Origin of the sequence: Haloglomus halophilum (assembly GCF_024298885.1) — an archaeon.
GTDB lineage: Archaea > Halobacteriota > Halobacteria > Halobacteriales > Haloarculaceae > Haloglomus > Haloglomus halophilum.
In genome coordinates this window covers 3869577-3895159 of the sequence record NZ_CP101166.1, presented here as the reverse complement: position 1 = coordinate 3895159, position 25583 = coordinate 3869577, and the positions used below count along the sequence as shown (strand labels likewise).

Here is a 25583-nt window from a genome sequence, read left to right as displayed (position 1 = left end):
CGACTCGCTTGCTCAGATCCGCCGTGCGCGTTTCGCTCGCACCGCTCCGCGGTGCGAGACTGCAATGCTCCGGCAGGGATTTGAACCCTGGTCGTCGGCTTTCTTCACCGGCGCCGATATGTCAGCGAGCCGATACGAAAGGCCAACATGATTGGCCGGACTACACCACCGGAGCGCAGTCGCAGGTTCCGGTTGCGGGGATAAAACGGGTTCGGTTCGGGAACGCTGCCGTCGGGTCGAGACGCCCCGTCGGCGCTCTACTTGCCCTCGAACTCGGGCTCCTCGTCACCCATGAAGGCGGTGATGCCCGTCATGAGGTCGTCCGTGTTGATGAGGTGGCCGAACGCCTGGCTCTCCAGCTCCAGTCCGGCCTCGCGGTCGTGGAGACCCTTCAGCATCGCACGCTTCGTGAGCTGCTGGGCGATCGGCGGCCCGCCGGCGAGGTCCGCGGCCCACTCGTGGGCCTTCTGTTCGAACTCCTCGTTGTCGACGACCTCGTTGACGTAGCCGTAGTCGTACATCGTCTCGGCGTCGAACCGCTCGGCCGTGAAGACGATCTCCTTCGCGCGGCCGAGGCCGACGATGTCGACCAGGCGCTGGGTGCCGCCCCAGCCCGGCAGCAGACCGAGGTTGTGCTCGGGCGTGCCCAGCTCGGACCGCTCGGAGGCGACGCGGATGTCGGCGCACATCGCCATCTCGAAGCCGCCGCCGAGGGCGAAGCCGTCGATGCCGGCGACGACCGGCATCGAGCACCCCTCCAGCTTGCCGAACGTGGACTGGCCCTTCTGCGAGAGCCCGATGGCGGAGATGGGGTCGGCGTTGGAGGCCATGCCCGTGACGTCGGCACCAGCGGAGAAGGCGCGGCCCTTGCCCGTGATGAGGATGGCGCGCACGTCGTCGTCCTCCTCGAAGAGGTCGACGGCGTCGGAGAGGTCCTCCAGCATCTGCGGGTTCACCGTGTTCATGCGGGCCTCACGGGACAGCTTGATGTGGCCGACCATGTCGCCGGGGTACTCCAGCTCGATGGTCTCGAACTCCTCGAGGTCCTCCTCGTCGTCGGCGTCGTGGAAGCCGCCGGCCTTGGCGGCCTCGCGGAGGCCGTCGCTGACCTCGTAGCGGGGGTGCTCGGACTCCTCGTACTTCTCGTCGAGGTGCTCGACGAGCGTCTCCAGCCCGGCCTCGTCGGCCATCTTCGCGGGGCCCTCGGGGTAGCCGGCGCCCAGCATGACGGCCTGGTCGATGTCGCGCGGGTTCGAGACGTCCTGCCCGACGAGGTTGCCGACCTCGTTGGCCATCACAGCGAGCAGGCGGTTCTCGATCTCCTCGTTACCCGCGTCGACGGGGACGTCGACGCCTTCGCCGTCCTCGTAGTCGTAGAAGCCCTCGCCGGTCTTCTTGCCGAACTTCTCGGCCTCGACGGTCTCCTCGAGGAACGGCGCGGGCTCGTAGGCGTCACCGAGCACGTCGTGCATGTACTCGAGGACGTGGTAGGTGACGTCGTTACCGACCTGGTCGCCCAGCTCGAACGCGCCCATCGGGAGGCCGACGTCGAACTTCGTGGTGGAGTCGATCTCCTCGATGGTCGCCTCGTCCTCGGAGACCATCCAGCAGGCCTCGTTCATCAGCGGGACGAGGATGCGGTTCACGATGAAGCCGGGCGAGTCCTTGCGGACGCGAACGGGGGTCTTGCCGAACGCCTCGGCGAGCTCCTCGGTCACGTCGAGGGTCTCGTCGGCCGTCTCCGCGCCGGAGATGACCTCGACCAGCTGCATCCGCACCGGCGGGTTGAAGAAGTGCATCCCGCAGAACTGCTCGGGACGCTCGGTCTCCTCGGCCAGGTTCGTGATGGAGAGCGAGGAGGTGTTGGTCGCGATGATGGCCTCCTCGGGGAGGTGCTCCTCGACGTCGCTGTAGACGTCCTTCTTGATCTCCATCTTCTCCGGGACCGCCTCGATGACGAAGTCGGCCTCGCCGACGGCCGCCTCCACGTCGACGTACGGCTCGACGCGGTCCATGGCACTGTTGGCCTCGTCCTCGGAGATCTGGTCCTTCTCGGCGAGCTTCTCGAGCGACCACTCGATCTGCTCGTAGCCGTTCTGGACGAACTCCTCCTTGATGTCCCGCAGGTTCACGTCGAACCCCGCGAGCGCAGCGACCTCCGCGATACCGTGACCCATGCTCCCCGCGCCGAGCACGGCAATCGTCTCGATTTCGTCGAACTCCATAACAGGTGTGTGGTCCCACGGGTCGGGTTTCAACGTTCCTTTTCGATAGGCCATAACCCCACCCGTCAGTGTGAGGGTGGGGTAGTCCCCTATCGCGCCTGCTGACCGCCGCTGCAGGCCGTGAGACGGGTTGCGTGTCAACGGCACTCGAAGGGTTTACAACCATGTACCTCTGCAGCGTGTCTATGGACTTCGGTCTGACAGACGAGCAGGAGCAACTCCAGAAGGAGGTCAAGCGGTTCGCCGACAACGAGATTCGACCCAACGCCGTCGAGTACGACGTCGAAGAGAAGTTCCCCCACGATATCGTGGACGAAGCCGCCGAGATGGGCCTCATCGGGATGTCCATCCCGATGGACTACGGCGGCGCGGGCTACGACCCCATCGACAACATCCTCGTCGGCGAGGAACTGTTCGCGGCGGACCCGGGCATCGGCCTCTCCATCATGGCCTGCTCGTTCGGGACCGAGAACATCATCGAGTTCGGGACCGAGGACCAGAAGGAGCGGTTCCTCCCCGACGTGGCCGCCGGCGACGCCATCTCCGGCGCGGCCATCTCCGAGCCCGACACCGGCTCCGACGTCTCCTCCATCTCCACGCGCGCGGAGAAGGATGGCGACGAGTGGGTCATCAACGGCAACAAGATGTGGATTACCAACGGGACCGTCGGTGACTACTTCACGACGCTGTGCAAGACGGACCCGGACGCTGAGGGCCGCTACAACGGCTTCAGCCAGATTGTCATCGAGGCCGACCGCGACGGCTTCGAGGCCGACAAGATCACCGGGAAGATGGGCATCCGCGCCTCGGACACGGCGGAGCTCATCTTCGACGACGTCCGCGTCCCCGAGGAGAACCTCATCGGGACGGAGGGCATGGGCTTCCTGCAGCAGATGCAGTTCTTCGACGCCACCCGAACCGGCGTCGCCGCGCAGGGTGTCGGTATCGCGAAGGGTGCCTGCGAGCGCGCGCTGGAGTACAGCCAGCAGCGCGAGCAGTTCGGCCAGCCCATCGGCGAGTTCCAGGCCATCCAGCACAAACTCGCCGACATGCACACGAAACTCGAGGCGGCCCGCCAGCTGACCTACAAGTCCGCCTGGTCCGTGGAGAACTCCGACGAGCCCGTCACGAAGCTCGCGTCGATGGCCAAGGAGTACGCCTCCCGCGTGGCCGTCGACGTCGCGAACGAGGCCGTCCAGATTCACGGTGGCGCCGGCTACGTCAACGACTTCGACGTCGAGCGGTTCTACCGCGACGCCAAGATCACCCAGATCTACGAGGGCACCACCGAAATCCAGAAGAACATCATCGCTCGGGAGCTGCAGGGCAAGGGCTTCTAACGCACCTTTTTTCGCCTCGGGTTCCGCGCCGGAGGCGCGGAACCACTCGGCCAAAAAATCTGCACCAAAAAAGCCGGGCCTCGCTTCGCTCGGCCCGGTGATCCGCTCGCGCGCCGGAGGCGCGCTCGCGGATGCAGAGCACAGACTACGATACACCGAGCAGCTTCCAGCATTTCCGGACATTATCGAGATATATACGAAATACTGAGTATATTCTGTGGATTTTCTCTTTGTCCTCCAGGCATAGATTCAAGTACGAATCCGCGACCAACGCCCCGCGTGACCTGACGAGCCATCGCCGGACCGCCGACCCGAACAGTCAGGACGCCACTGGCTGGTCGGTTCCGTCAGTGCGGCACCACGGTCCGGCGCGGGGAGCGGTGCCGCCTGTTCGCTATATCACTTCAGTGGGCCAGTAATAAACGGGCCTCGCTCGCGGCGGGGTACCTACATGGTTCTTCAGGTCGTGTGCTGTGGTGTCATGTCACGGTACGCCGACGACTCGCGGGAGATGCGGCTCGACCCGGACTCGTTCGCAGGGGGCTACTTCCGGCACGCCGTCTACAACCACTGGGACCCGTACGAGGATATCCCCGAAGAGAAGCTGGAGACGGACCTCGAGCGGCTGGTAGCCGACGAACCCAGCGAGGCCGAGTTCGACGAGTTCCGGCAGCTGCTTGCGCAGTTCGGCGCCGGCGAGGAGGCCGTGACCGAGGACCTCGCGCCGATGAGTATCGTCCTCGAGGACATCAACGACCAGCTGTTCCTCTCCAGTCAGATCTACGAGGAGGCCAAGCACACGGCCTTCTTCGACCGCTACTGGCGGAACGTCGTGAACCCGGCGGCCGAGGAACTCGGCTTCGAGGTCACGCCACCGACCCACGGGGACTACTTTAACGACTCCTACACCCACATCTTCGACGCGACCGAGCGCAACATGGCGCACCTGCTCGAGGACGACTCGCCCGAGCAGATGGCCCGTGCAATCGCTCACTACCATATCGTCGTCGAGAGCGTGATGGCCCAGACGGGCTACTACTCCTTCCAGGAGATCTACGGCGAGCAGGACAGCGACATCACCGACCGGGAGATGCCCCACCTCCCCGGCGTGCTGGAGGGCGTCGGCTACATCCGGAGCGACGAGGGGCGCCACGTCGGCTGGGGTGTCCGCAAGCTCCGGGAGTTCGTCCAGAACGATGTCGTCGCCCCGCAGGTCGTCCGTGACACCCTGCAGGACCTGATGGTACACGTCGCGAAGAACAACAACGACTACTCCGTCATCTCGGACCCCGGCGCGATGATCTCCTACTCCCGCGACAAGCTCACCCGTCGTATCGAGATCATCACCCAGGGGGACGCCGAAATCCCGGACGTGGAGGAGCTGGTGGCACTGGAGAACGAACCCGACGCGGCGGCCGACTGACCCCCTGCCCCCCGTCAGGAGAACAGCTGGTCGTTACAGCGCTTGATGAAGGCCGACAGGTCTTCGCTCACCGAGCGCTCCAGCGAGACGTACGCGGCCTCCTCCCCGCCCCCACAGGGAATCAGGAGCATGAACGCATCCTCGAAGGCGAACAGGCCGGCGTGGGACTGCCCCAGAGAGGTGTGGTAGGTGTTGAGGCCGTGGAGCGCCCCGGCGGTCTCCGTGGCCGCGTCCTCCAGCCCGTCCAGCTCGCTCTTCGTGTACCGGCGCTGCAGGTCGTCGCGCATGTAGGTGGGCTCGACGGTACCGTCGGTGACGAGGCCGACCGCGCGCACCTCGTCGCCGAGCTGCTCCCGGCAGAACCTGGCCAGCTGCTCGGCGTCGGCCATCGTCATAGCGGGCGATATCCCTCCCCGACACAAAACACCACGGGCCACCCGGCCGGTTCCTGGCAGGACGGGGAAGCCGCCGTTACTCGGCCCGTGTCGGTCGCTCCCGGGCGATACGCAGTACCGCATCGGTCAGCAGGTCGATACCGATGGGGAGCGAGCGCTCGTCCACGTCGAACGTCGACGTGTGGTGTCCGCCGGGATGGTCGGTGCCGACACAGACGTACGCGGCCTGCCCCCCACGCTCCTGGACGTAGCGCATCAGTTCGGTCGCGTCCTCGCTCCCGCCGAGGTCGTCACGGTAGACGACGGAGTCGACGCCGGCGACGCCACTCGCCACGTCCTGCACCAGCGAGACGAGCGCTTCGTCGCTCGTCGCCGAGGGCGCGGCGCCCTCGTTCTCGATGGCCACCTCGCATTCGTGCATCGTCGCCGCGGATTCGATGACGCGCTCGGCTCGGTCGAGCATGTAGTCCCGCAGCTCGGTCGTCTCACCGCGAACCTCGCCCTGGATGTGCGCCGATTCGGGGATGATGTTCGAGGCGGACCCGCCGCCCACCTGCCCCGCGTTGACCCGGGTCGCGCCGTCGCTGTGTCGCGGGATGGCGTACAGGTTCTGGACCGCCGTCGCCATCGCCTGCACGGCGTTGCGGCCCTCCTCGGGATGCGCGCCGGCGTGACCGGGTTCCCCCATGAACTCGGCCCGGAGCTGTGTGACCGCGAGGAACCCATCGATGCCCGCGACGACCTCACCGGTGGGGTGGTCGAGTCCGACGTGGACCGCGAGCAGGTAGTCCACGTCGTCGAGATGCCCGGAGTGCGCCAGCGGCTTCCCGCCGCCGATGACCTCCTCTGCGGGCTGGAACAGGAGCTTCAGCGTCCCCTCGAAGTCGCTCGCTCTGACCCATTCGAGGACGCCGACGCCGAACGTGGCGTGTGCGTCGTGGCCGCAGGCGTGCATCGCGCCCGTCTCCGAGCGGAACCCCTCGCGGGCCGGGTAGTGGTCGTCGTCGGTCGATTCCGCCCGCGGGAGTGCGTCGATATCGACGCGGAGCGCGATGGTGGGTCCGTTCTCGTGGTCGCCCTGCCGAACGACCGCGACCGCGCCGGTGACGCCCGCTCCCAGCTGCTCGACCACGTCCGGGTCGGCACCTGCCTCCAGGGCCCGCTCGCGCCACTCTGCGAGTTCGGCAGCCTCGGGGACCTGGACTCGATGTTCGGGGTCGATGGCGTCCGGGCCGAGGTAGAGGTCGTCGACGCCGATACGTTCGAGCTCCTCGACGATGCGCGCGGTCGTATAGAACTCCCGCCATGCGGGCTCCGGGTGCCGGTGGAGGTCACGCCGGAGGGCGACGAGGTGGTCGGGGGCCGTGGGGCCGGAGTCCGGTGACTCACCGTCCGGACCTGTGGGACTCTCGCTCATGCCCGTCCGCTGGTCGGCCGGGTGGTTAAACGCTCGGAGCGGTAGCCGGCGGCGATACCGATACGAACCGTCGAGCGCAGGGCTGTGGGAGCGCTGTCGGTGTCACGAACTCGCGTACCTGTCGCCCGGTTCTGCCCGGTGGCTCAGCCGGGGTTGCTGACCTGTTCGATGTCCGCCTCGATGTGGATACTCGACGGGTAGTCGGCGCCGGCCACGTTCCGTGCGAAGTCGTCGTAGCCGACGATGACGATGGAGCGGACGTAGACCGGGTACGTCCAGCCCTCGAACCGGCCGCCGTCGGGGTCGAGCCGGCGGTACTGGGGCGCCGTCACGTCACGCTGCGGTTCCGGGTTCGGCCCCCGGAGTTCGACGCCCTTGCGCTCGGCCCGCTCCTTGATGTCGGTGACGACCCGCTCGAGTGTCTCGCGGTCCCCGGACTGGAGCGTGAGCCGAGTCACGAACGGCATACCCGTCCGTGGTCCGGGCGCGGACAAAACGGGTTCGGTTGCCAGCCGGTGCGCGAGCAGTTGACGGGCCTCGCCCGCAACCGGCAGGTTGAGGCGGTGGCCCTCGCAGGGTCGGGTATGCGTGCCGCCGCGCAACTCGCCCTGTTCGGGAGCGGGTCGTTCCTGCTGGTCGGGCTCCTGACCGGGGTCTGGAAGTACGCCCATATCCGTGCGACGGCCGACGGGGCGGCCAGTGCCCCCACGTACGTCGATATCGCCCACCGGGCGTCGCTGCTCTACTCGTTCGCGGCGCTGGTGCTGTTCGAACTCGCCGCCGTCGCGCCGTTCTCGGAACCGGTCACCGTCGCGGCCGTGGTGCTCCCACAGGTGTTCTTCGCCGGCGCGGTCGCCTCGTACGTTATCCACGGCGTGTTGCAGGACACGAACAACCAGTTCGCCCGGCCGCACGTGCTGGGCGACCGTGAACTCGACCCGCGCCTGGTGACCGGAGCGATGGTCGCACTCGTCGTCGCGGAGGTAGGGGGCGTCGGAGTGCTGCTGGCTGGCTTCCTCGTCCGATACGGACCGTGAGACGGCCGTTCGGCCCGAGGATACGGGCGCCCGTTCGATTTATCACGGTCGATGGTGTATGACAACCCATGGCAGTGCAAGGCCCGACCGGCATCACGGCGCTCGACCGGCTGCGAGACAGACTGACCGAGACCGAGTCCCGCTGTCCGGAGTGCGGGAGCGACGCGGCCGAGTGGCGCTGTGAAACCGATGGCGGCCGGGTTCGCTACCAGCGGACCTGCCAGTCCTGCAACGCGGTCGCGAGTCGGACGCTCCGGCTTCGCGAGTAAGCCACGGCGACCCCCGAAAGGCTACGTATCCTCGGGATGACCAGCGGGTCGTGAGCGACGAATTCGAGAACTTCCGCGTGTCCGACGAGGACGGCGTCCGGCACGTCGTCATCGACAGCACGAGCAAGATGAACGCGATGAACCGGACGATGATCGACGAGTTGACCGACATCTTCGTCCAGCTCGAGGACGACCGGCCCCGATGTCTCGTCCTGACCGGCTCCGACGGCGTGTTCTGCGCCGGCGGCGACGTGCTGGACCTCGGGAGCGCCGATGCGGCGACGCCCGCCCGCGGCTTCCGGAAGGGCGCGGCCGTCCTCCACGACGCGATGCTCCACCTCCACCAGGCCGAGGTGCCGGTCGTCACGGGTATCAACGGTCCCGCCGTCGGCGCGGGCTTCTCGCTGGCCATCGCCGGCGACTACACCATCGCCTCCGAGGACGCCTACTTCCAGTACGGCTACCCCAGAATCGGGATGACCGGTGACGGTGGCTCCACCTTCTACCTCCCGCGCACGGTCAACCGGCGCGAGGCGAAACGGCTCGTCCTCCTCAACGAGCAGGTGAGTGCGGCCGAGGCCGCCGAGCGTGGACTCGCCACGGAGGCCGTCCCCGAGGACGAGTTCGACGACCGCCTCGACGAGGTCGTCGGCCGAATCGCCGAGGGGCCGACGGTCGCGCTGGGCCGGACGATGCGGCTGCTCGACGAGTCGTACGCCAACGACATGCCGACGCAACTGGCTCACGAGACACAGGGGATGGCCGACTGCGCGCAGACGGACGACCACCTCGAGGGCATCACGGCGTTCGCACAGAAGCGCGACCCCGAGTTCGAGGGGGAGTAGCGCGGTTCGAGAGCGGTCAGACCGTCGCGCCACACTCCAGACACACGGACCCGAGCCACGGCTTGTCGGTGTGGACGGCCGTCGTGCGGTCACAGCGCGGGCAGTGGGCTTCGTCGGTTCTGCTGGACATAGCTCGACGTGCTTCGCCCGACCACTTGCTTATCGACCCGATAATCGCCTTCGATCACGTACCGGTCCACGCACCGGTGTCCGTGCGCGACCGGGGAGGTGGGTTCTCCAGAACAGCGAGACAGCGTGTCGGTGCCGTTACTGCAGTTCAGCCGGGCGCTCGTACTCGGAGTCGACCATCTGGGCCGACATCGGGTGCGGGTCGCCCTCGGTCAGGTTGTACTCCGAGAAGTCCGTGATGCCCTTCTCGACGAGGAAGTCCTCGTCGTAGACCGCGTTGCCGGTGAACTCGGCGGGGTCCTCGTTCAGGATGCCCAGTACGGTGTCGGAGACGATCTGCGGGGTCCGCCAGTCGTCCTCCGTGCCCATGCCGAAGTGCCGGGTCGCGCGCGTGTCGATGGCGGTGACGGGCCAGAAGGAGTTGCAGCCGATGTCGTCGCCGGCCAGCTCGCCGGCCAGCGAGAGCGTGATGAAGCTCATCCCCATCTTCGACCACGCGTAGGCCGAGCCGCCGGTCTTCCGGTCGGTGCGGACGGGCGGCGCGTTCGTGAGGATCCACGAGTCCTCGTCGGCCTCGCGGAGATGCGGGATGAACGCCCGCGAGGTGATGTACGTGCCGCGGACGTTCACGTCGGTCAGCAGGTCGAAGCGGTTGGCGGGCAGGTCCTCGACGTTGGCGGGCTGGATGGCCGACGCGTTGTTGATGAGGATGTTGACCTCGCCGAAGTGGTCGACGGCCTCCTCGACGGCAGCCTCGACGACCTCCTCGTCGCGGACGTTGAGTTCGATGGGGTGGGCCTCGACGCCCTTCTCCTCGCACTCGCGGGCGGTCTGCTCGATGGTTCCCTCGAGACCCTTGTCCTCGCCGTAGTCGTTGTTCTCGCTGGTCTTGCCGGTCGAGACGATGTTGCAGCCACGCTCGGCCAGGTCCAGCGCGATGGACTTGCCGATGCCGCGCGTAGTTCCAGTGATGAACGCCGTACTGCCTTCGAGGTCCGGCCTCTCGAGACTCATAGGCGGCGTTCAGGTGGGTTCCGCATAATGCTATTCATTCACACTGACCCCGCGACGGGGACGGGATGGCGGTTCCCGCCGGACTACAGCTCGGCCAGCGCCGCCATCGTCCGCTCCTTGTCCTCCTGGCTCATCCCCGCGACGAACGCACACCGGACGGCGTCCACGCCGTCGACGCTCGCCAGTTCGCGGTAGTGCTCGCGGACCTCCTCGGGCGTCCCCGCCGCGGCGAGTTCCTCGAGCGCCTCGTCCGGGAGCGCGGCGGCCATCGCGGCCGTGTCCTTCTCCTCCCACGCCGCGCGGATCTCCTCGACGGCGTCGGGGTACCCCTGTTCGGCGACGGAGTTGCCGTAGAACGGGCCGTACGCGCCGACGAGGAACGCGACCATCTGCCGGGCCATCGACCGCGCGTGGTCGCCGTTCTCGTGGGCGAACGTCCGCACCAGCGGCGCGACGCGTACGTCGTCGACGGAGCGGTCACCGAGGTCGGCGCCGCGTTCGAGGTCCGCCAGCCGGTCGCGGAGCCCGTCGGCGGTGAACAGCTGCGGGACCCAGCCGTCCGCGAACCGCCCGGTCATCTCGACCGCCTTCGGCCCGAGCGTCGCGAGGTCGATGGCCGGCGGGTCGTCGGGGACCTGCCGGTCGTACCCCATTCCGCCCAGCTCGTACACCTCGCCGTCGTAGTCGACCTTCCCGCCCTCGTACACCGCGCGGACGATGTCGATGGTCTCGCGCGTGCGGCGGAGCGCCGGTTCGAACTCGCCCGAGTGCCACCGCTCCACCAGCGCGGGCGAGGACGGCCCCAGCCCCATCCGGTAGTCGCCGTCGCTGGCCTCGTGGAGGGTGAGTGCGGTCTGTGCCAGCATCGCCGGCGAGCGCGAGGGCGGCGAGAACACGTCGTTCGAGATGCCGATGCCGGTCTCACGGGCGATGGCCGTCAGCACCGGCACGATGTTCCACCCGGTCACCTCGCCCATCGAGACGCGCCTGAACCCGTGGTCCTCGTATCGCTGCGCCTGCGCGACGGCCTCGTCGATACTGGAGTGATCCGACAGCATCAGCGTGCCGTCCAGTGCCGCGTCGAAGGTCATGCCCACCGAGTCGGGGAGCCGTCACTTGAAGCTTCGTCCGCGACGGGGTCCCGGGTCACTCGGAGGGCCGACCGCCCGCCGCGGACACACGGCCTTCGTGGCACTCGGTGATGTATCGGATGGAGTTACACGCGTGGAAGACGGCGTGGCGCCGGCTCAGAGCGGCGGCCGGTTCCGTCGTCGTCGCACGGCGTCGCGAGCGTCCATGAGCGGCGCCTGCACCGCGGGCGGAAGCGAGAGGAACGCGCGCTTGATGCCCCACTCGACGAGGTGGTCGGTCGTGCCCTGCCGGCGCGTCGCATCCGTCCAGTCGGTCTGCCCGAGCAGGACCTGGCGGTAGTCCCACTTCTCGAGGAAGTACTCCTTGCTGTGTTCGAGTTTCGCCGCGCTCTCGCGGTTCGAGACGTATCCCTCGTCACCGCCGGGCCGGTGGTCGAACAGGACGGTCGGCGAGACGGCGAACTCCCAGTCGGTCCGCTCGGCGTGTGCGACGTAGAAGTCCAGGTGCTCCTTGCCGATGACGTACTCGTCGTCCCAGGCCTGCTCCTCGAGGCACTCGCGCCGGAGGAGCACGACGTTCGGGAGAAAATCGAACTCCACGAGCGGCGCTCCCGCTACCAGTTCCACCTTCTTGTCCTCGCGAACGTCACGGACCAGCAGGTCCCCGCGCTCGTGGAGGTCGTGGCAGGTGCCCCGTATCTTGCCGTCCTCGTAGAGGAGGCCGCTGATGCCGCCCAGGTCCGGCCGGGCCTCGGCCTGGGCGACCAGCGTGTCCACGTTCCCCGGGACGCGGTGGTCGCTGTCGACGACGAGGAGGTACTCGGCGTCGGACGCCTCGACGATGCGGTTCCGGCCCCGTCCCAGCCCGGCGTCGTACGGCAGGTCGAGGACGGTCAGGTCGAACGGGTACTCCGCGGCGTACAGCTCGTCCTTGCGGTCGCTCGGCTCGCCGTCGTCGGCGACGTACACCGCGTCCAGTCCGGCGGCGCCGGCCGAGTTCAGGAGCTCCCCGAGCTTGTCCGCCCGCGAGAACACCTTCGTCGCGAGCGCCACGTCCGTCATGGCGTGACCGGACAGCCCCCGGCTACAAGCCGGTTCCGGACGACGGTAGGTACGCTGCCGGCGGTTCGGGAGGGATGGCAGGAAATATGTGCGGCGTCGGCAGAGTACGGCTGTGCAGCCGAACGTCCTTCTGGTGGTGCTCGACAGCGTCCGGGCGCGGAACGTCGGCCACCTGGGACATCCCGAGCCGACGACGCCGCATCTCGACGCGTTCGCGGAGCGCGACCGCGCCGTCTGCTATACGAACGCCCGGGCGCCGGGGACGTGGAGCCTCCCGAGCCACGTCTCGATGTTCACGGGCCTCCACGTTCGGGAACACGGCATCACGGACCGGGCTCAGCGGCTCCAGCAGGGGCATACGATATGGGAGACGCTGGCCGACGCCGGCTACGAGACTGGCGTCTTCTCCTCGAACCCGTACCTGACCGAGGTCGACGTCGGGCTCCGTGACGCGTTCGGGACCGTAGCGGGCCGTATCGACCTCCCGTACCCGGCGGCGGGTGACCCGCGCGAGTTCGTCCGCCAGCACGGGACCGGCTCGTTCCTCGCGTACGTCCAGCACTGTCTCGAGAGCGACCGGCCCGCCCAGGGGCTCGTCAACGGGGCCTTCGAGAAACTGGAGCGGGACCTGCCGGCGGTCGCCGAGCGCCTCCCGGCCGGCCTCCGCCCCGGAACAGGGGGTGACGTGTACGCCGACCGCGTGCTGGAATGGACGGCGGACCGGACGGGCCCCTGGGCGGCCTGCGTGAACCTGATGGACGCCCATCATCCGTACGAGCCACGGCCGGAGTTCGACCAGTGGGGCGGTGAGCGACTCCGGGACCTGCAATCCGACATCGACAGCCACGCCTGGGAGTTCGTCGGTGGCCAGCGTCCCTGGTGGCAGCGCCGCGCGCTGGAGGCGCTGTACAACGGGGCCATCCGACAGGCTGACGCCGCCATGGGGGACCTCCTGGGGACGCTCGCGGACCGGGGTGTCCTCGACGAGACGCTCGTCGTCGTCACGAGCGACCATGGGGAGGGGTTCGGGGAACCGGACCCGTCACGGCCGGGACACCGAGCCGTCGGGCACGGCAACGGCGGCCTCGCCGAGCCACTGCTCCACGTCCCGCTGGTGGTCCGCTATCCGGACGGAGTGACACCGCCCTCGGTCCGAGAGACGCCCCCGGCGACCCTGACACGGTTCCCGGAGGTCGTGAACGGCACGCGGGAGGGCGAGGCGACCTCGTTCGCTCCTGAGGGCCCCGTGCTGGCCGCCACGACGGGACTCGACGGGCCGATGCGGAGCGCAGCCGCCGAATACGTCGACGATATCGGCCCGCACGAGGCCGGCGGCGACGCCGTCTACCGGGCGACCGAGGAGCCAGGCGTCGTCAGAAAGGCGACCCGTATCGGCGATACGTGGTCCACGCAGGTCGTCCGCGATGCACTCACCGCGTACGACGTGGACGGCGAGACCGCGACGGCGGCCGAGATCGTCGACGCCCTGACCGACGCGGGCGTCGGCGAGGCCGGTGGCGAGGTGTCGGACGCGGTCGCCGACCGGCTGGAGGACCTGGGCTACGCGTAATATGTCGATAATAATTTGATTCTGTGACAATATTGGGGGGTTATTCACTAATTTTGGATATTCACATGTATCCGAGGTCTTCCAGCTGTTCTTTCACGACGTCGGACTGCTCGCTGTGCCCGCTCGCCTCCGACCCGGCCCACGGGTCCGCGGGCGTGTGGTCGTTGGCGTCGAGTTCGGTGTCGATAGCCGCCCGCACGTCCGTCACGGAGTCGATGTCGGCGACCAGTCGCTCGCTGGTCCCGGCCACCATCGCCTCGTGGGTGTGGACGCCGTCCTGCAGGCCGTGGTCGGAGACGAGCAGGAGTTCGTCGTCCTCGCCGAGGTCCGCACGGAGTTCGCCGACGAACGCGTCGGCCTCCTCGTACGAGCGGTCCTGCAGGCGCGGCTCCTCGTAGGCGATGTGGCCGACCAGGTCCAGACCGCTGGTGTAGCCGAACACGAGTTCGTGGGTCCCGCTGCGGAGCCCCCGCCGCGTGCGCGCCAGCCGGATCATCAGCATCTCCAGGCACTGCTCGTAGAACTCGCGGGGCGCCGAGGAGACGTGTCCCCCGACGGCATCGGGGTCGCGCTCGAACAGGTCGCCGAGGTTGCGCCGGAGCTGGTGCTCGCGGTCCTCGGCGTCCGGGTCGGTCACGTAGTTGGGCACGCCGATGGCGAGCGCGTCACGCCCGTCGAACACCGTCGAGAGGCCGTGCTCGGCGTAGTAGGTCGCCGGCGTCCGGAAGGCGTCGGTCCCGGTGTTCGTGAGCAGCCAGGCGCCGATGCGGCTCTGGAGCCCGTCGGGGAGCACGCGGTCTGCCACGTCGCTCCCGAACTCCAGCAGCGGGTTCCCCCAGGCGACGCCGTCCTCGAGTTCGAGGCCGTGCTCGGGCGGGCGCAGCCCCGTGATGATGGTCGGCCAGAGCTCGTGGGTGCTCGGCTCGCCCGCGACGCTGTCGATGGTGTCGATGGTGCGGCGGGCATCGAGCGCGAGGTTCGGGTGCTCGTCGGGGTCGACGAGGTCCGGGTCGAGGGCGTCCAGCCCGAGGACGACGAGCGTCATGGCTCGCCGTCCGGCGCGTGCGGGCAAGACTCTGACGGGACCGGCCGCGGAGATGGAAAGGTTTGGTAATCCCGGCAGTCAACGCCGGCCATGGACAGCCGGCCGAACGTCGTCTGGGTCACCCTCGACAGCGTCCGTCAGGACCGGACCACGATGGGTGGCCACGACCGGGACACGACCCCGCGCCTCCAGCGCATGGCCGAGGCGGGCCGGTCGTTCTCGACCTGTATCGCCGCCGGTATCTGGACGTTGCCCTCCAGCGCGAGTATCCTCACGGGAACGTACCCATCGCACAACACGGTCGGCGTCGACGGGGAGACCATCCCGCCGGAGCTGCCGACGGTCGCCGAACGGTTCGACGACGCCGGCTATCGAACCGCCTGTCTGTCCCGGAACGGCCACCTGAGCGAAGCGACCGGGATGGACCGCGGGTTCGACCGGTTCGAGTGGATCGCTGCCTCGACGCTGCTCTCGGCGGCGGGCCCACGGACCCTCGCGAAGTACCTCCTCAACATCCGTCGACACTCCGCGGGGCTCACCACCGACACGGCGAAGCACGCCACCCCGTTCCTGATGAACGACATCGCGAAGCGATGGCTCGACGACCTCGCCGGCGAGGAGCCGTTCTTCTACTACCTCCACTACAACGAGCCGCACCGACCGTTCGTCCCACCCCTGCCGTGGCAGGACCGGTACACGGCGGACATCGACGCGACGGCCGAGGAGGCCATCGACATCGCGATGGACGCCCACCGGAACATGCACGCTCGCGTGGCGAGCGGTGACCCGTTGACCGAGCGCGAGCGGGAGGCACTGCTCGCGATGTACGACGCGGAGGTGGCGTACACCGACGAGTGCATCGGCCGCCTCCACGACAGGGTGCGGGGGCTGGACACCGACCGGGAGACCGTCTTCGTCGTCACCGCCGACCACGGGGAGATGCTCGGTGACCGCGGCCTCCTGGCCCACAACCTCGTCGTCGACGACGCACTCGTGAACGTCCCGCTCGTCGCCACGGGCCTCGACGACCTCGCTGTCGAGGACGACGACCTCGTCCAGCACACGGACCTGATGCGGACGCTCCTCGAAGCGGCTGGCGCCGACACCGACGGCGTCCAGGGGGTCGACCTCCGGGAGGAGGCTCGTGAGTTCGCCATCAGCCAGCGCGGCCCGGCCAACTTCGACCTGTACCTCGAACACGACGCCTCCTTCGACACCTCACGGTTCCACGAGTCGCTGCTGACCGGTCTCCGGACGGAGACCCACCGCTACCAGCGGAGCGAGGGCCGGTCGGAGCTGCTGGCGCTCCCCGACGAGACGACCGATGTAAGCGACTCGGAGCCGGACCTCGCGGCCGACCTCGCAGCGCGACTCGACGAGTGGCTGGCCACCGAGGGCGCACCCGTCGGCGAGGGCCGCGACGCGGAGTTCGACGACGCGATGCGCCGCCAACTGTCCGACCTCGGGTACGTGGAGTGAGATGCGGCTGGGTCGAACCGCGTTCCTCCACTTCCTCTCGCAGGTCGCCGTCTCGGTCTCCGGGTTCGCCGCCACCTTCGCCATCGCCCGACTCGGTGGTGCGGACGTCCTCGGACTGTACGCGGTCGCCGTCGCCCTGACGTTCTGGTTGAACGTTCCCGCCAACGCCATCGGTGACGCGCTGACCAAGCGGCTCAGCGAGGCGACGGACTCGCAGGGCATCGTCGCCACAGCCGTCCTGGTGAACGGGCTGTTGGCGGCCGTCATCGCGGTCGTGCTCCTCGCCGCCCGGCCGTTCGTCGAGTCGTACGTCGGTGCGCCCGTCGGTGGGCTGGTCACGGCCCTCGTCGTCAGCAATATCGGCCTCGTGACCGTCGTAGCGGTACTGAACGGCGAGAAGCGGGTTGGATGGTCCGGCGGGATCAAGGCGCTGGAGCGGGTGGTCCGTTCGGGCATCCACATCGGAGCCGTCGTCGCGGGGTTCGGGGTCGCCGCCCTCATCGCCGGGCACGTGGTCGCGACGCTGCTTGCGGTCGTCGTCGGGACCGTGCTGTCGACGGTCGTCATCGGTCGGCCGAGCCGTGAGCGGGGGCAGAGCTTGCTGTCCTACGCGCGCTACGCCTGGCTGGGGAAGCTGAAGACACGGGCGTTCGGCTGGATGGACACCATCGTGCTGGCGGTGTTCGTCTCGCCGACGCTCATCGGTGTCTACGAGGTGTCCTGGAACCTCGCGTCGCTGTTCGCCCTCGTCGCCGTCTCCGTACAGACGACGCTGTTCCCGGAGATGAGCGAACTCAGCGGTCGCGAGGACAGCGAGGAGCGCATCCACCACTACCTCAACGAGGGGCTGGTGTTCGCCGGCGTGTTCATCATCCCGGGCCTGTTCGGCGCGGCCGTTCTGGGCCGGCGGGTCCTCCGAATCTACAGCTCGGAGTTCACGCAGGGTGTCGAGGTCCTCGTGTTGCTGGTGGTGGCACGGCTCCTCGCGGTCTACGGTGAGCAGTTCCTCAACGCGGTGAACGCGGTCGACCGCCCCGACATCGCGTTCCGTATCAATCTCGCGTTCGTGGCGCTCAATCTCGTTCTGAACGTGGTTCTGGTCGCGACGTACGGCTGGCTCGGCGCTGCGGTGGCCACACTCGTCTCCGCGGGCGTGACCGCCGTCCTCTCCTACTGGGGGCTCGTCGCGGTCATGGGAGTTCCAGACCTGCCGTTCCGGGAGTTCAGTCGACAGGTCGTCGCGAGCGGCGTGATGGCCGGGGCCGTACTCCTGCTTCGTCGGGTCGCTCCGGGCTCCCAGTACGCGACTATCGGACTGGTGTTCGTCGGTGTTCTGGTGTACGTGGGCTGTCTGCTGGGCGTCTCGCCCCGCGTTCGCGAGAAGTTCGGCAACCTGGTCCGGTCGGCCGCAGGCTGAGCCCCGCCGGGGGCGGCCCTCAGTCGCCGACGGCCGCCGTCAGGATGGCCCGATAGCGCTCGATTGCCGCGTCGAGGCTGAACTCCGTCTCGATGAGCCGTCGCCCCCGCAGCGACACGTCGGCGAGGTCCTCGCGCGCCAGGATGCTCTCGATGCCGGCCGCGATGTCGTCCGGGTCACGCGAATCCATCAGGAAGCCCGTCTCGTTCGCCCGAACCACGTCCGGCACGCCGGAGACGGGGGTGGCGTAGACGGGCGTCCCGCAGGCGAGCGCCTCCAGGATGGTCGTTGGGAGCCCCTCGGTCGGCTGGGAGGGCATCACGAGCAACTGGAGCCGCGACAGCTCCGCCGGCACCTCGTCGTGGTCCACCCAGCCGCGGAGTTCGACGCGGCCGGCCGCGATCTCGTCGGCGAGTTCGGTCTCCAGCCACCCGGAGAGCCGGCCGTCGCCGATGAACGAGAACGTCACGTCGTCGGGCAGTCGCTTCGCCACCTGTGCGAGCTCCCGGACACCCTTCTCCTCGTCGAGCCGGCCGAGGAAGCCGACGCGGCGCTCGCGCTCCGTGAACGGCGTCCGGGGGCGGAACTCGTCGACACGGATGTAGCGCGCTCCGTTCGGGTAGACACGCGGCGAGTCGGGGTCGAGCCCCAGCTCCTCGGCCATCGACGGCGTGTACGTGATGGCGCCGTCGGCGATGGCGTAGTCCAGGCGCTCCAGCGCACGGACCGAACCGGCAAGCAGCCCCGCGAGCGGCGAGGGGACCCGCTGTTCCCAGTTCAGCCGGAGTGTCAGTGGCACGTCCCCGCGAGGCTGGAGCAGGACGGTCTTCCCGCGGAGTCGGGCGAACAGGACCGGCAGGAGGTACGCTGTCGCCCCGAAGAACAGCACCACCTCCTCGTCGCGCCGGGCTATCGCTCGGCACATCCGGAGCTGGTTGCGAAGGAAGCGGGTGGCGGCGACCGGGAGCGAGTCGCCGGCGCCCCGCTCGGTCAGCTCGACCACCTCGTGTCGGTCCCGGATCTCGGAGTCGGCCGGGAGGTCGGCCGTGACGAGCGACACCGTCGTCAGAGCACCGAGGATATCGAGGAGGCTCCGGGTGGCGTTCTCCCCGGCCGAGGAGAGTGGATGGGTGACGACGCAGACCTCGGGGACCGACTCGGACACGCCGGACCGTCCCGGAGCCGGCACCAAAGCGGTACCGGTCGCGGCCGTTCGGGGGCGACGGACTGTCGGTGGTCAGCGAACGACGGTCACGGGGGCGGGGGAGTTGTCGACGAGCCGCTTCGCGACGCTGCCGAGCACCCGCTCTTGCTCCTCGCTGAGGTCGCGATGGCCGACGAACACCCCGTCGGCGCCGATCTCCTCGGCGTACTCGGCGATGGCGCTCGCGGGGGAGCCGTAGAGCAACTCCGTCTCCGCGTTGACCCCTTCGACCCGCTCGGCGGCCCGCTCCAGGAGCTGCTCGCCGCGTTCCTCGGCGTCCTCGGTACTCTCCAGCAGGAGCCGCTCCTCGGCGTTGCTCCCGTCCCGAACGGGACCGTCCATCACCTCGTACACGGAGGGGTTGACCGCGTGGACCAGCACCAGGTCGGCGTCCGCCGCCCCCGCCAGCGACGCCGCGTGTTCCAGTACACGCTCGCTCCCGGGCGTTCCGTCGACGGCTACGACGAATCTCATACGTGGATGTTGTTCGTTGACACGCCTAAACGCATCGGTGATTCCGACTCGTATGTACGTGGGTGGCGGCGATATTACTGGCTTACTTACCTTTCTTCGGCACCGAAACCCGGCTATCTGGTTAAGATGGAGGATATGTGGTATGTCACAGCAATTGCTCCGAGATGATGTTCTTCTGTATCTCGGAGGTGCCGTCGTAGATCTTCGTGACGCGGGCGTCGCGGTAGTAGCGCTCGACGGGGTGGTCGTCGACGTAGCCGGCGCCCCCGTGGACCTGGATGGCCTCGTCGGTCACGTCGACGGCGTGCTCGGAGGCGAACAGCTTCGCCATCGAGGCGAGCCGGGTCGCCTCGTCCGTGTCGCCGCTGTCGATGGCCGACCCCGCCCGGTAGGCCAGCGAGCGGGCGGCCTCGATGTCGGTCGCCATCTCCGCGAGCTTGTGCCGGATGGCCTGGAACTCGGCGATGGGCTGGTCGAACTGCTCGCGCTCGCTCGCGTACGCGACGGCCGCGTCGAGTGCGGCCTGCGCGACGCCCGTAGCTTGCCCGGCCACGTCCGCACGGGCCGGCGCGAAGAACTCCATCAGCTGGTAGAACCCCCGGTCCACCTCCCCGACGACGTTCTCGGCCGGGATTCGGAGCCCGTCGAACCGGATCTCGGCGGTGTCCTGGGCGTGGATGCCGAGCTTGTTGGTGATGCGGGCGGCCTCGATGCCGTCCCGGTCGGACTCGGTGAGGAAGGCCGTGATGCCGGCATGGCCGTCCTCGGGTGAGGTCTTGGCCATCACGATGTAGACGTCCGCGACGGTGCCGTTCGTTATCCACATCTTCTCGCCGTCGATGACGTACTCGTCTCCCTCCTGCGACGCCGTCGCAGGGCTCGCCGAGCTTTGCTCGGCGGTGTCCTTCCGGGCGCGCGTCTCCATCCCGGCGACGTTCGAGCCATGGGCCGGTTCCGAGATGCAGGTCGCGATGGGCGTCTCGCCACCCGTGACCCGCGGCAGGACCTCCTCCTTCATCCACTCGTCGCCGTACTCCAGTATCATCCCGGTCCCGAAGTCGGCGGCGGCGATGGCGCCGCCGACACCGGGGTCCGCGCGCCACAGTTCCTCGGTGACGATGACCGTCGAGACGCCGTCCATCCCCGCGCCGCCGTACGCCTCCGGGATGTGCGGTGCCACGAGGTCGAGGTCGGCGGCCTGTTGCCGGAGTTCCTCGGGGTATCGCCCCTGCTCGTTGTACTCCTTCGCGACCGGCCGTATCTCGGACTCCCCGAAGTCGCGGACGGCCTCGCGGATCGCCCGTTGCTCGGCCGTGAGTTCGAACGACATGGCGTACGCTGGGGTCGGATGTCGCTTATGCGTTCGGCTGGGGTGGCGGTGGCTTCTCGCCGGCCGGCTCAGCCCCACTTCACGATGCCGTACAGGTAGCCCGTGCCGACAGCTCCCGTGAACACGAACAGGAACAGGAGCTGGAGCGCCGCGGCCGCGGATGGCCGCAGCACGAGGCCACGTAGCCGGTCGGGGACGAACTCACCGAGCAGATCGCCGAGGAACTCCCCCTCCGCGCCCGTCGACTCGGGGACGAACCGCTCCATCCCGCGCTTCGAGTAGCCCTGCCAGAACGCCCGCTCGAGGAGCCAGTCGGGTTCCGTCCGATACTCGAAGATGCGGTGTTCGACGGTCGCCTCCGGGACGTACCAGACGCGCTGGTCGTACTCGGCGCGCAGCCGGGCACAGAGTTCCGACTCCCCGCCCTGTAGGTGGTTGTCGCCCTTCCGCCCGCCGATGTCCACGTCGAAGCCGCCGAGTTCGGCGAACACCTCGGCCCGGAAGGAGATGTTCGAACCCATCGTGTTCCGGACCCACCCCGGCTCGCCGGGGTCGCCGTCCGGGCCGAAGCCGCGGTGGGTGACGCCGACGAGCCAGTAGAACTCCTCGGGGAGGATGCCCGGTTCGCCATCCGGTGCCTCCCAGCGCGGCGTCATCCGCCCGCCGACGGCGAGGGCGTCGTGCTCCCGATAGGCGTCGACCAGCAGTTCCAACCACGCCTCGCAGGCGATGGCGTCGTCATCGAGGAAGGCGACCACGTCGCCGGAGGCCAGCTCGGCGCCGTGGTTCCGTGCGGTGAGGAGGCCGCTGTTCTCATCGAGGCAGTCCGTCACGACCGTCGGATGGTCGCCGTAGTCCTCCTGCATCCGCTCGTACACCGCCTCGTTCCCGTCACTGACACAGACGAGTTCGAGGTCGTCGTACGTCCCGGTGAGGACGCTCTCGGCGGCGTCGGTCAGGTACTCGTAGCGCTCCAGCGTGTGCGTACAGAGGACGACGGAGACCTGCACGCCCGGCCGGTCCGGGGACGGCGCGCATAGGCTTTCCGGGTCCGGCCCCCGCGGTCACTCCTCGTCTCCCCCGACCGCGAACGGGCTCTCGCCCTCGGTCCAGTTCCAGCCCGGGAGGCGGGTCTGGAATCCCGCTGCGAGCGCCGCGTCGAGGTCGTCGGTGCCCGCGGGCTCGTCGGGAGTCCCGTGCGTACCCACGTCGGCGACGTGGAAGGTGGCCTCCGCGAGCATCGAGAACGGGCGGCCCTTCGTGCTGGCGATGGTCGCTGCCAGCTCGCGACCGAGATACTCGTCGACCACGAACCCCGGGTAGTCACCCTCGACGTCGAGGTCCCGCAGCAGCCCCACGAGCGCCGCGACGTTGACGGCCACGTCGCCGTCGGCGAAGACGCGGTCCACCTCCGTGCGGTACTGGTCGGTGGTGATGGAGTCCACACTCGTGTCGAACGCCGTGCCGAGGTCGGCACGGACCCGGTTCACGAGGTCGACCACCGAGTCACGGTCGCGGACCCACTCGTGCTCGTCGGCCACGACAGCAGGTGTGACGCGCATACACCCTGGTCGTCCCGAAGGCTTTTAATAACAGTCGGCGATAGGAGCAGGTACACGCGGGTTTTCCGGCACCACGTCCCGCAGACGTCCGGATACGCTCCGGACCGGTCAAGGGTATGATAGTTATCCCGTCGCACACGTCGTTGCACGGAGACGACCGACACGGTCGGTCCCGAGCTTCGGGTGGCAGTTGCCGGAGCCCGCTCTCGTATCTATGAGCGCAGTAGAGCGGCAACTCGACGAACTGAAGGAAACGATCACGGACGAGGTCCCCAGCGATATCTCGATCTCCGACGTGAAGTACGAGGGTCCGGAACTGGTCATCTACACGAGGGACCCGAAGAAGTTCGCGGAGAACGGTGACCTCGTTCGGAGCCTCGCCTCGAAGCTCCGCAAGCGTATCACCGTCCGACCGGACCCGGACAGCCTCTCGCGCCCGGACGACGCCCGCGAGCGCATCACGGGTATCATCCCCGAGGAGGCAGGTGTCACAGACCTCGACTTCCACGCCGACACCGGCGAGGTCGTCATCGAGGCCGAGAAGCCCGGGATGGTCATCGGGCGCCACGGCTCCACGCTCCGCGAGATCACGAAGGAGGTCGGCTGGACCCCCGAGGTCGTCCGCACACCGCCGATCGAGTCCTCGACGGTCTCGAACGTCCGGAACTTCCTCAAGCAGGAGCGCGAGGAGCGACGCGACATCCTCGAACGCGTCGGTCGGCAGATCCACCGCGAGGAGATGGCCAACGAGCAGTGGGTCCGCATCACCACGCTCGGCTGCTGCCGCGAGGTCGGCCGCGCCGCGTTCATCCTCTCGACGGCCGAGACGCGCATCCTCATCGACTGCGGCGACAAGCCCGGGGCCGAGGACGAGGTGCCCTACCTGCAGGTGCCCGAGGCCCTCGGCGCTGGTGCGCAGAACCTCGACGCGGTCGTCCTGACCCACGCCCACCTCGACCACTCCGCGCTCATCCCGCTGCTGTTCAAGTACGGCTACGACGGCCCCATCTACTGCACCGAACCGACACGCGACCTGATGGGCCTCCTGACGCTCGACTACCTCGACGTGGCCGCGAAGGAGGGCCGGACGCCGCCCTACGAGTCCGAGATGGTCCGGGAGGCCATCAAGCACTGCATCGACATCGAGTACGGCGACGTGACCGATATCGCGCCGGACATCAAGCTCACGCTGCACAACGCCGGGCACATCCTCGGCTCCTCCATCGCGCACTTCCACATCGGCGACGGCCTCTACAACGTCGCGTTCTCCGGTGACATCCACTACGAGGATACCCGACTGTTCAACGGAGCCGTCAACGAGTTCCCCCGCGTCGAGACGCTCGTCCTGGAGTCGACGTACGGCGGCCGCAACGACTACCAGACAGACCAGGAGGACTCAGAGCGGAACCTCAAGCGCGTCATCAACGAGACCTACGAGCGCGACGGGAAGGTCCTGATTCCGGCGTTCGCGGTCGGCCGCTCGCAGGAGATCATGCTCGTCCTGGAGGAGGCGATGCGCTCCGGCGACATCCCGAAGATGCCGGTCCACCTCGACGGGATGATCTGGGAGGCGACGGCCATCCACACCACCTATCCCGAGTACCTCCGCGACGACCTCCGCGACCGCATCTTCCACGAGGACGAGAACCCGTTCCTCGCCGACGAGTTCAACCACATCGACGGCGGCGAGGAGGAACGGGAGGAGGTCGCCGACGGTGGCCCCTGTATCGTCCTCTCCACGTCGGGGATGGTCACCGGCGGCCCCATCATGTCCTGGCTCCGCCACCTCGGGGGCGACGAGCAGAACCGGATGGTGTTCGTCGGCTACCAGGCCCAGGGGACACTCGGCCGTCGCATCCAGAACGGCTGGGACGAGATCCCGATGAACGACCGCGGCAACGGCGGCGGCCGCGGGAACACCCTCTCGCTGGATCTCGATGTCGAGACCGTCGACGGCTTCTCCGGCCACGCCGACCGCCAGGGACTGGAGAACTTCGTCCGCACGATGAACCCACGCCCGGAGAAGGTGCTCTGTGTCCACGGCGACGAGTCCTCCACGCAGGACCTCTCCAGCGCACTCTACCACGAGTTCAACATGCGGACGTTCGCGCCGAAGAACCTGGAGACGTTCCGGTTCAAATAGAGCTTTTCTGCGCGGCGGGTTTCCTCGGCGGGCGCCTGACGGCGTCCGCCTGCGGAACCGGCTGGTCGGCCACGCCGACCAGCTATTCGTTCGCGGGCGGAGCCCGCGAACCTCTTGCGCAAAAAACGTTCAGAAGAAGGCCGCTCCTCGCTCCGCTCGCGCGTATGCAGCGACGATATTGGTGGGGATTCTAGGTAAGTGACACGAATACCGGGACCGATACAGAGGGTGAGTTCATCGACCGCGTACGGACGACTGACTGCGACTGAATCCGGCCAGTAACTTTATTTTCCACGACTTCCCCAATTCACACATGAGTTTTAAGATTGACATGACTTCGATGAGTAAAAGGGCGGCATAACATGCCGGGTCAAGGATTTTCACGCCGGCGACTACTCCAGACGAGCGCCGCACTGGCCGCGGCGACAGGCCTCGCTGGCTGTTCCGGTGACGGGGAGAGCGGAAATGGCGGGGACGGGAGCGGCGAGGGCAACTCTGGAACAACCGTCCAGGACCTGTGTAGCCGCTTCCCGGGGGGGTTCGTCGCCTACGACGTCGGCGCGGTGCCCACGATCTGTGACTTCGACATCCCTGCGGTGCTGGAGGGGAACTCCTCATCCGGCGACCTCCCGGGCGACAATGGGTGGGGCATCGGGTCGGATGGGGCCAACGGCAGCAGAATCGGAGTCGCCGTCGGCATCAACCTCAATGAGGATGCCGTGACGGACGAGCCGGGTGAGCCCAGGGGGGAGCCAGCGGTGGCCGACGTCGAGTTCGGCAGCGAGACGGTCACGCTCTATTCGTTCGAGAGAGCCAATATCTCCAGCGAGACGGACGAGATATACAAGCTCAACGGACACCTGCCCTACACCGTCGGTGACACGAAGCTGTACTTCCCGGTCAACATCTCCAGCAACGCCAGGGCCGGGGCCGACGAGTCGATTCCCGAGGACTGCCGGGCGTCGGTCATGGAAGTCGCCCACCGTGTCGGCAAGAGCCTCCGTGTCAACGAGGAGACGACCGTCGAGGCGCACCTCGAACAGCGATGGGACGACCCACCCTGACGTCAGCACGGAACTTTGGAACTGACACCCACGGGCGATTCGATATCG

At 68.0% G+C, this 25583-nt stretch carries 23 protein-coding genes and 1 tRNA gene; 10 read left to right on the top strand and 14 right to left on the bottom strand.

The window, feature by feature from the left end; genetic code table 11:
• Positions 1-65: 65 nt before the first annotated feature.
• A tRNA-Glu gene (locus NL114_RS18915) sits at positions 66-175 on the bottom strand.
• Between the two features lie 82 nt (positions 176-257).
• The gene (locus NL114_RS18910) at positions 258-2225 is read right to left on the bottom strand and encodes a 3-hydroxyacyl-CoA dehydrogenase/enoyl-CoA hydratase family protein (RefSeq protein ID WP_254822471.1); all 1968 of its coding nucleotides are present in this window, start codon (positions 2223-2225) and stop codon (positions 258-260) included.
• 185 nt (positions 2226-2410) lie between these two features.
• Here NL114_RS18910 and NL114_RS18905 point away from each other — a divergent pair, with 185 nt between their 5' ends.
• Positions 2411-3565: an acyl-CoA dehydrogenase family protein gene (locus NL114_RS18905; protein WP_254822470.1), complete on the top strand. Its 1155-nt coding sequence runs from the start codon at positions 2411-2413 to the stop codon at positions 3563-3565.
• Positions 3566-4046: 481 nt separating this feature from the next.
• Positions 4047-4988, top strand: coding sequence for a ferritin family protein (locus tag NL114_RS18900; RefSeq protein WP_254822469.1), 942 nt, complete (start codon positions 4047-4049; stop codon positions 4986-4988).
• Between the two features lie 14 nt (positions 4989-5002).
• Here NL114_RS18900 and NL114_RS18895 read toward each other — a convergent pair whose 3' ends face one another.
• The 3 genes from NL114_RS18895 to NL114_RS18885 all read right to left on the bottom strand — a co-directional run bounded on the left by NL114_RS18895 (position 5003) and on the right by NL114_RS18885 (position 7267).
• On the bottom strand, positions 5003-5383 hold the full coding sequence (locus NL114_RS18895) for a DUF7522 family protein (protein ID WP_254822468.1): 381 nt from the start codon (positions 5381-5383) through the stop codon (positions 5003-5005).
• 76 nt (positions 5384-5459) lie between these two features.
• Positions 5460-6800 (bottom strand): amidohydrolase, encoded by a 1341-nt coding sequence (locus NL114_RS18890; protein WP_254822467.1) that lies wholly within the window; start codon positions 6798-6800, stop codon positions 5460-5462.
• A gap of 143 nt (positions 6801-6943) precedes the next feature.
• Positions 6944-7267 (bottom strand): uS10/mL48 family ribosomal protein, encoded by a 324-nt coding sequence (locus NL114_RS18885; protein WP_254822466.1) that lies wholly within the window; start codon positions 7265-7267, stop codon positions 6944-6946.
• A gap of 117 nt (positions 7268-7384) precedes the next feature.
• On the opposite strand from NL114_RS18885, the gene NL114_RS18880 reads away from it, so the two are divergent.
• The 3 genes from NL114_RS18880 to NL114_RS18870 all read left to right on the top strand — a co-directional run bounded on the left by NL114_RS18880 (position 7385) and on the right by NL114_RS18870 (position 8951).
• Entirely contained in the window at positions 7385-7837 is a 453-nt protein-coding gene (locus NL114_RS18880) for a hypothetical protein (RefSeq protein ID WP_254822465.1), read from the top strand.
• Between the two features lie 68 nt (positions 7838-7905).
• Complete coding sequence (locus tag NL114_RS18875; protein ID WP_254822464.1) at positions 7906-8106, top strand: HVO_0649 family zinc finger protein; 201 nt, start codon at positions 7906-7908, stop codon at positions 8104-8106.
• Between the two features lie 50 nt (positions 8107-8156).
• Entirely contained in the window at positions 8157-8951 is a 795-nt protein-coding gene (locus NL114_RS18870; RefSeq protein ID WP_254822463.1) for an enoyl-CoA hydratase/isomerase family protein, read from the top strand.
• A 267-nt stretch (positions 8952-9218) separates the two neighbouring features.
• Here NL114_RS18870 and NL114_RS18865 read toward each other — a convergent pair whose 3' ends face one another.
• The 3 genes from NL114_RS18865 to NL114_RS18855 all read right to left on the bottom strand — a co-directional run bounded on the left by NL114_RS18865 (position 9219) and on the right by NL114_RS18855 (position 12247).
• Positions 9219-10094 carry an SDR family oxidoreductase gene (locus NL114_RS18865; protein WP_254822462.1) on the bottom strand — a complete coding sequence of 292 codons (876 nt, stop codon included), beginning with the start codon at positions 10092-10094 and terminating at the stop codon, positions 9219-9221.
• An 83-nt stretch (positions 10095-10177) separates the two neighbouring features.
• Positions 10178-11185, bottom strand: a complete 1008-nt coding sequence (locus NL114_RS18860; protein ID WP_254822461.1) for a TIGR04024 family LLM class F420-dependent oxidoreductase — start codon at positions 11183-11185, stop codon at positions 10178-10180.
• A 156-nt stretch (positions 11186-11341) separates the two neighbouring features.
• Positions 11342-12247: a glycosyltransferase family A protein gene (locus NL114_RS18855; RefSeq protein WP_254822460.1), complete on the bottom strand. Its 906-nt coding sequence runs from the start codon at positions 12245-12247 to the stop codon at positions 11342-11344.
• A 112-nt stretch (positions 12248-12359) separates the two neighbouring features.
• On the opposite strand from NL114_RS18855, the gene NL114_RS18850 reads away from it, so the two are divergent.
• Positions 12360-13817, top strand: coding sequence for a sulfatase-like hydrolase/transferase (locus NL114_RS18850; protein ID WP_254822459.1), 1458 nt, complete (start codon positions 12360-12362; stop codon positions 13815-13817).
• Positions 13818-13878: 61 nt separating this feature from the next.
• On the opposite strand, the gene NL114_RS18845 is transcribed toward NL114_RS18850, so the two are convergent.
• A complete protein-coding gene (locus NL114_RS18845; RefSeq protein WP_254822458.1) occupies positions 13879-14862 on the bottom strand; it encodes an alkaline phosphatase family protein in 984 nt (327 codons plus the stop codon).
• A gap of 90 nt (positions 14863-14952) precedes the next feature.
• On the opposite strand from NL114_RS18845, the gene NL114_RS18840 reads away from it, so the two are divergent.
• Both NL114_RS18840 and NL114_RS18835 read left to right on the top strand, forming a co-directional pair.
• On the top strand, positions 14953-16341 hold the full coding sequence (locus NL114_RS18840) for a sulfatase (protein ID WP_254822457.1): 1389 nt from the start codon (positions 14953-14955) through the stop codon (positions 16339-16341).
• A gap of 1 nt (position 16342) precedes the next feature.
• Entirely contained in the window at positions 16343-17758 is a 1416-nt protein-coding gene (locus NL114_RS18835) for an oligosaccharide flippase family protein (protein WP_254822456.1), read from the top strand.
• Positions 17759-17777: 19 nt separating this feature from the next.
• On the opposite strand, the gene NL114_RS18830 is transcribed toward NL114_RS18835, so the two are convergent.
• From NL114_RS18830 to NL114_RS18810, 5 genes are all read right to left on the bottom strand, one after another.
• Positions 17778-18923: a glycosyltransferase family 4 protein gene (locus NL114_RS18830; protein WP_254822455.1), complete on the bottom strand. Its 1146-nt coding sequence runs from the start codon at positions 18921-18923 to the stop codon at positions 17778-17780.
• 72 nt (positions 18924-18995) lie between these two features.
• Positions 18996-19436 (bottom strand): universal stress protein, encoded by a 441-nt coding sequence (locus NL114_RS18825; protein WP_254822454.1) that lies wholly within the window; start codon positions 19434-19436, stop codon positions 18996-18998.
• Between the two features lie 145 nt (positions 19437-19581).
• On the bottom strand, positions 19582-20766 hold the full coding sequence (locus tag NL114_RS18820) for an acyl-CoA dehydrogenase family protein (protein ID WP_254822453.1): 1185 nt from the start codon (positions 20764-20766) through the stop codon (positions 19582-19584).
• A 68-nt stretch (positions 20767-20834) separates the two neighbouring features.
• Positions 20835-21776, bottom strand: a complete 942-nt coding sequence (gene aglG / locus NL114_RS18815) for a glucosyl-dolichyl phosphate glucuronosyltransferase (RefSeq protein WP_254822452.1) — start codon at positions 21774-21776, stop codon at positions 20835-20837.
• 54 nt (positions 21777-21830) lie between these two features.
• Positions 21831-22328 (bottom strand): DUF7984 family protein, encoded by a 498-nt coding sequence (locus NL114_RS18810; RefSeq protein ID WP_254822451.1) that lies wholly within the window; start codon positions 22326-22328, stop codon positions 21831-21833.
• Positions 22329-22542: 214 nt separating this feature from the next.
• On the opposite strand from NL114_RS18810, the gene NL114_RS18805 reads away from it, so the two are divergent.
• Positions 22543-24471, top strand: coding sequence for a beta-CASP ribonuclease aCPSF1 (locus NL114_RS18805; protein WP_254822450.1), 1929 nt, complete (start codon positions 22543-22545; stop codon positions 24469-24471).
• A 362-nt stretch (positions 24472-24833) separates the two neighbouring features.
• On the top strand, positions 24834-25535 hold the full coding sequence (locus NL114_RS18800) for a twin-arginine translocation signal domain-containing protein (RefSeq protein WP_254822449.1): 702 nt from the start codon (positions 24834-24836) through the stop codon (positions 25533-25535).
• Positions 25536-25583 lie beyond the last annotated feature (48 nt).